The sequence below is a fragment of the Streptococcus cuniculi genome (genome assembly GCF_001921845.1).
GTDB lineage: Bacteria > Bacillota > Bacilli > Lactobacillales > Streptococcaceae > Streptococcus > Streptococcus cuniculi.
The window spans coordinates 1-4,933 of sequence record NZ_MSJM01000017.1 but is presented as its reverse complement, the minus strand read 5'-3'; the positions used below and the strand labels follow the sequence as shown (position 1 = coordinate 4,933).

Here is a 4,933-nt window from a genome sequence, read left to right as displayed (position 1 = left end):
TAGTCGCCATAAGCTACATCTTTAAAGGTCAACATGCCCTCTTCATCGGTCACTTGTGTGTCGATAACCTTGTCTCCTTGACGGAGTTCAAAGGTTACACCTGCCAAGGCTTTCTTACTGGTTGCGTCAACCTTCTTCAAGACAACTGAAGATTTCTTCTGACGGTTGGTCATGGTCTTTTCAATCACTGCCTTGTCTTCTGTCACAGAAACAGGAATTGGAGTAGCATCAAGGACATAGCCTGCAAGTGTTTCGGTTTCAACCAATTGGTAGTCACCATAGGCTACATCTTTAAAGGTTACCACACCTTTTTCATCTGTCTTCGCACTTGCAATCACTTTGTCTCCTTGGCGAAGTTCAAAGGTCACACCTGCCAAGGCTTCACCCGTATCAAGGTCTGTCTTGGTAAGGACAACCGTTGAGCGTTTGAAGTCATTTTCTACCTCACCAAGGTCAATGGTGGCACCATCTTCTGTCACGCTGACTTCAAGTGGCTTGTCTAATAAAGCATAACCATCAAGGGTCTTGGTTTCGACAACTGTGTAGTCGCCATAGGCTACATCTTTAAAGGTCAACATGCCCTCTTCATCGGTCACTTGTGTGTCGATGACCTTGTCTCCTTGGCGGAGTTCAAAGGTTACACCTGCCAAGACTTGCTTACTGGTTGCATCAACCTTCTTCAAGACAACAGAAGATTTCTTCTGACGGTTGGTCATGGTCTTTTCAACCACTGCCTTGTCTTCTGTCACAGAAACAGGAATTGGAGTAGCATCAAGGACATAAGCTGCAAGTGTTTCGGTTTCAACGACTGTGTAGTCGCCATAGACTACATCTTTAAAGGTCGCCATACCCTTTTCATCGGTCTTCGCACTTGCAATCACTTTGTCTCCTTGGCGAAGTTCAAAGGTCACACCTGCCAAGGCTTCACCCGTATCAACATCTGTCTTGGTAAGGACAACTGTTGAGCGTTTGAAGTTGTTGACGACATTGACGCTGACTTCTGGTTTTTCAAAGCTGATGGTCACTTCTTTTTCCTTCGTATCAAGGACATAGGCATCACCTGTCTTGTCCTCGGTCAAGGTATAGGTTCCGAAGTCTAGGCCATCTGCGGTCGCTTCACCCTTGTCGTCCGTCGTCAATTGGACTGAAAAATCACCCTTCTTCAAGGTAAAGACAACATCTTTCAATGCTTGTTTGTTCTCATCTACCTTGACGACTTTGATACTACCTTTTGGTAGGATTCCGACATTGCGGGTTGCAAGAAGGCTGTTAGCTGTCTCTCTGACAAGTGTCGCAAACTCTTCTTTGCTGGTATCTGCTGTACGGTTTGGAATGTTGGTTGGATTAACACTTAAGCTGCGAGTTTTACCGATTGCGGCATTATCTGCATCTTGGCTCGCATCATTTCCAACAAGCTGATCTTTTTCAAGACGAGTGCCTGTCTTATCATAAAGAGTTGTAAACTCTTCATTTTTGTGTTTTTTCACAATTTGAACATAGTAATTACCACGTTTGTAAACATTCATATGGTAGTAACCATTTTCATCTGTTTCAGCAGTAATCTTTTGTCCTTGCTGATCGAGCGCTTCTGTACCATCTTCGTTCATCAACTGAACTTGGTAGCCTTTCAACAAGGCCTCATCATCACTACGCTCACCGTCACGGTTGGCATCGTAGAAGAAGGTTCCATCGACTTCATACTTGATGATTGGCGAGCTTACTTGGTTTCCTTCGATGTAGTCTACCTTGTTGAGGCTGACCGCTTCGGAGTTGTTGGCAGCCGAGAAGTTATCAAGGGATTCATCGTATGGTAATGTCCCATGGAGAATAAATTCAGCTTCTTCCTTGACGGCTAGAACTTGTCCTGGTTTCAAGACGAGCTTGACAAGTTTGACTTGCGTAAAGTCCGCAATGCTAGCTGCCGGAACAAAGTTGGCATCGCGAGCACTTGCTAAGGATGGTCCTTGTGCATCTGTCGAATAAAGGACGTCAAATTTTTGAAGGACTGTCTCATTTTCTGCGATTGCTTCGAGGCTTTCTACCAACTGCACAGGGAATACTGACTCACGTGGAAGGTAGTCGCCTGCATCGTTTGGTACAATCTTGTGGTCTCCTACATATGGAAGCGCATCGAGAACAGACACATCATTCAAATCAATCAAGGAGTTGTTCAAGACGCTGATTTTGTAATAGACATCTTGACCCAGGTCTGCATAAGGTGAGGTCAAGAGCCAATTGGTCTTATCAAGTGATACAAACTTCTTGACGAGAACTTCGCGCGGTGGAATAAAGTTGATATTATTGGTACCGCGGAGGAAGACCTCTTCTGTATCTCCATCTCCGTCCAAGTCGAGCTCATCCGTATACTCTAATTTTCCATACTGTCTCTTGTACTCATCATTGTTATCCCAAGTGACAAAATGTTCAATTTCATTTGTCCCTGTCTGAGCATAGAGGGTCGTGTTAACATCAAAGTCAACTCTCTTGTTATGATTGCGAATGACATCTCCAAAATCATAAATAACGGCTGTCTTCCCTGTATTTTTATAGTTTGGAATCACCGTTGCCTTGTTTTTAAAATCAGACTGCTGCTCACTGCCTGGGACAAACTCGATTCCCGGCGGAAGTAGCGTGATATGCTTGACATTCTTCAAGACATAGTTGGTCTCTGGATTTTGGACAGTAACTGGAGCCAAGTTCCCCTCTACTCGGACATCCCCATAGAGACGTCGGACATTATTATCAGAATAAGGAACCGTATAATTACTTCCATTGTAACTAGTAATTCCTAATGGTTCGTCACGGAAGAAATTCGATCCATCTGTAGTATATGAGCGGAGCGTTCCATCTTTACTAGAAGAGGCACGCACTTCAAGAGAGTTATAAAGCCTGCGTGCTTGGTCTCGTCCATAAGGCACATCATCCCGGCCGACACCTGTCTCCTGCCATTCTTTCCAGATGTCTTCCTTAACGATTGTTCCTAGTTCAAATCGTATACCAACATCTTTCTTTGAGAGAGGAATCGCTTCGTTGAAAACTATCGCAATCTTCTCATACTGGTCTGTCACATCATTGATTTCTTGCTTTGCAGAAAGGTCTCCATCAAAGAGGAGAACTCTGGTACCATCTGCCTTTTCCCCGTAGACCTTGTAACCTATTTTCTCAATGAGTGTTTTTATCTCAGGAGTACCATCAAGCCACTTGATATAGTTGTAGTAGAGACGATTGTCCAAGCCATAGTCCACCACTTCTTTCACATAAGAAGTGTACTCTTGACCGTCTTCATCTACTACACCATTTGTTCTATTGTAAAAGCTTAGATAGTACTTAACATCTACATCGGTATTCTTATTCTTTTTATTGAAAGGAATACCAGTTGAAGGCCCGTATCTATCGCCATATTTGTAAATTTGAAGACTTCCAGATACCGGTTGGACTTTAGCATTGAATTTCACTTTTTCTTTGGCCGAAGGAAGAGTCACTTCATTGTCTGTCCCTGGCTCAGCTACAATAGTTGCCTCATTAACATGAGTGGTATCATAGGATTGACCTGGAAAAGCTAACTTTATCGGAACTGCTTGATAGATATTTCCATATTGTGAATATTCGCTTAGCGGTCCTTGATAGGTTGCAGTATGGGTCGCTTGGTCATAGGTCCATTTACGACCATTATAAACGTAGAAACCATCTGCATCAGGCTGGCCAAACATCACTGCTCCTGCTGGGAGCTTCTCTGTGATTTTCACTTCATCAGGGCGGTACTTCCCATAACTACCACTTCCATTTTGAACACCGATTAGGTATTCAACCCAGGGAGCTCTGTCTCCTGTAGCAGTTTGCTGGGCTGCTTCTTGACTGGCTACTGCAATGTCAGACATGATGACGGTTTCGCCATTCACATCGACCCGCATCTTATTGCTACCACTCATGATAGAATGTTGACCTGAATAGCCTCGGGAACCATTGACAACCTTAACAGGCTCTGCGCCATTGGTCTTACCAATATAGGTTTTTGAGGCTTCTTTTAAGAGTGTACCTTCTCCATCAAAGAGCTCATACTTGATTGGAACCTTAAAACCATCTGGTGTGGTTGGCTGTTTTAAACGAAACGGCATTGGGATCGCAACAAGCTGTCCACCTGTAAGGTTGTCAAAGCTATACTCAACATACCAATTGTCCGCATCCTCTGTCACCTTCCAACTAGACGCTGATACTGCCTTTGTAAACTGAGGTCTTCCATCAATATTTTTTTTCGGGAAGGTAATCAGTGTTTTAGCATTTTTGATGTTGACACCCGTACCCGAAATTCGGAACTCGGCGTAAGGATTGATTCCTTCACCGGTAAGGTACTCCAATTTTTCAGTTCCATCTGGATTTGTGTCTTCTGTAAAGACCCGCACTTCTGCTGCAAATGTTCCATCAACTGTTGGGTCGGCTGCAGGAGTCGTATCTGATGCTGCCCGAAAGGCTGCACCAGGAGAAGTTGATCTAGATGCTGCTGAACTCCTTGAGCTACTAGAACTACTTGAGCTAGCAGTGCTTGTCGCTGCTGACGAGCTATCTTCTGTGGTAGAAGAACTGCTACTTGTTGGCGTCGGCTCCTCTGCTACGTTACTAGAACTAGAAGAACTAGCGACTGTTTCACCTGTATCACTACTGGGTGCCACTAGAGGCTCTTCCGATGACGCTACTGTTGTGACAGTATCATTTGTGACTTCCTGCGCAATAACCGTTGCAGCTGGAAGGACATTTCCTGTAATCAACAGCACATACATGAAAGCATGAAATACCCATAGGAATTTCTTTTTCATAATGATTTTCCCCTTTTCAAAAATTACATGTATACGATAGTTTTAAGAAGTATACAATTATATTTTATAATACCCCACCCCTGCCTATTTGTCAAGGATTATACACCAAAAAATGCAGGTAA

At 43.8% G+C, this 4,933-nt stretch carries 1 protein-coding gene; it reads right to left on the bottom strand.

The window, feature by feature from the left end:
• Positions 1–4,811, bottom strand: a 4,811-nt coding sequence (locus BU202_RS10320; protein WP_083605801.1) for a SpaA isopeptide-forming pilin-related protein, incomplete at its 3' end; no start/stop codon positions are given.
• Positions 4,812–4,933: the final 122 nt, after the last annotated feature.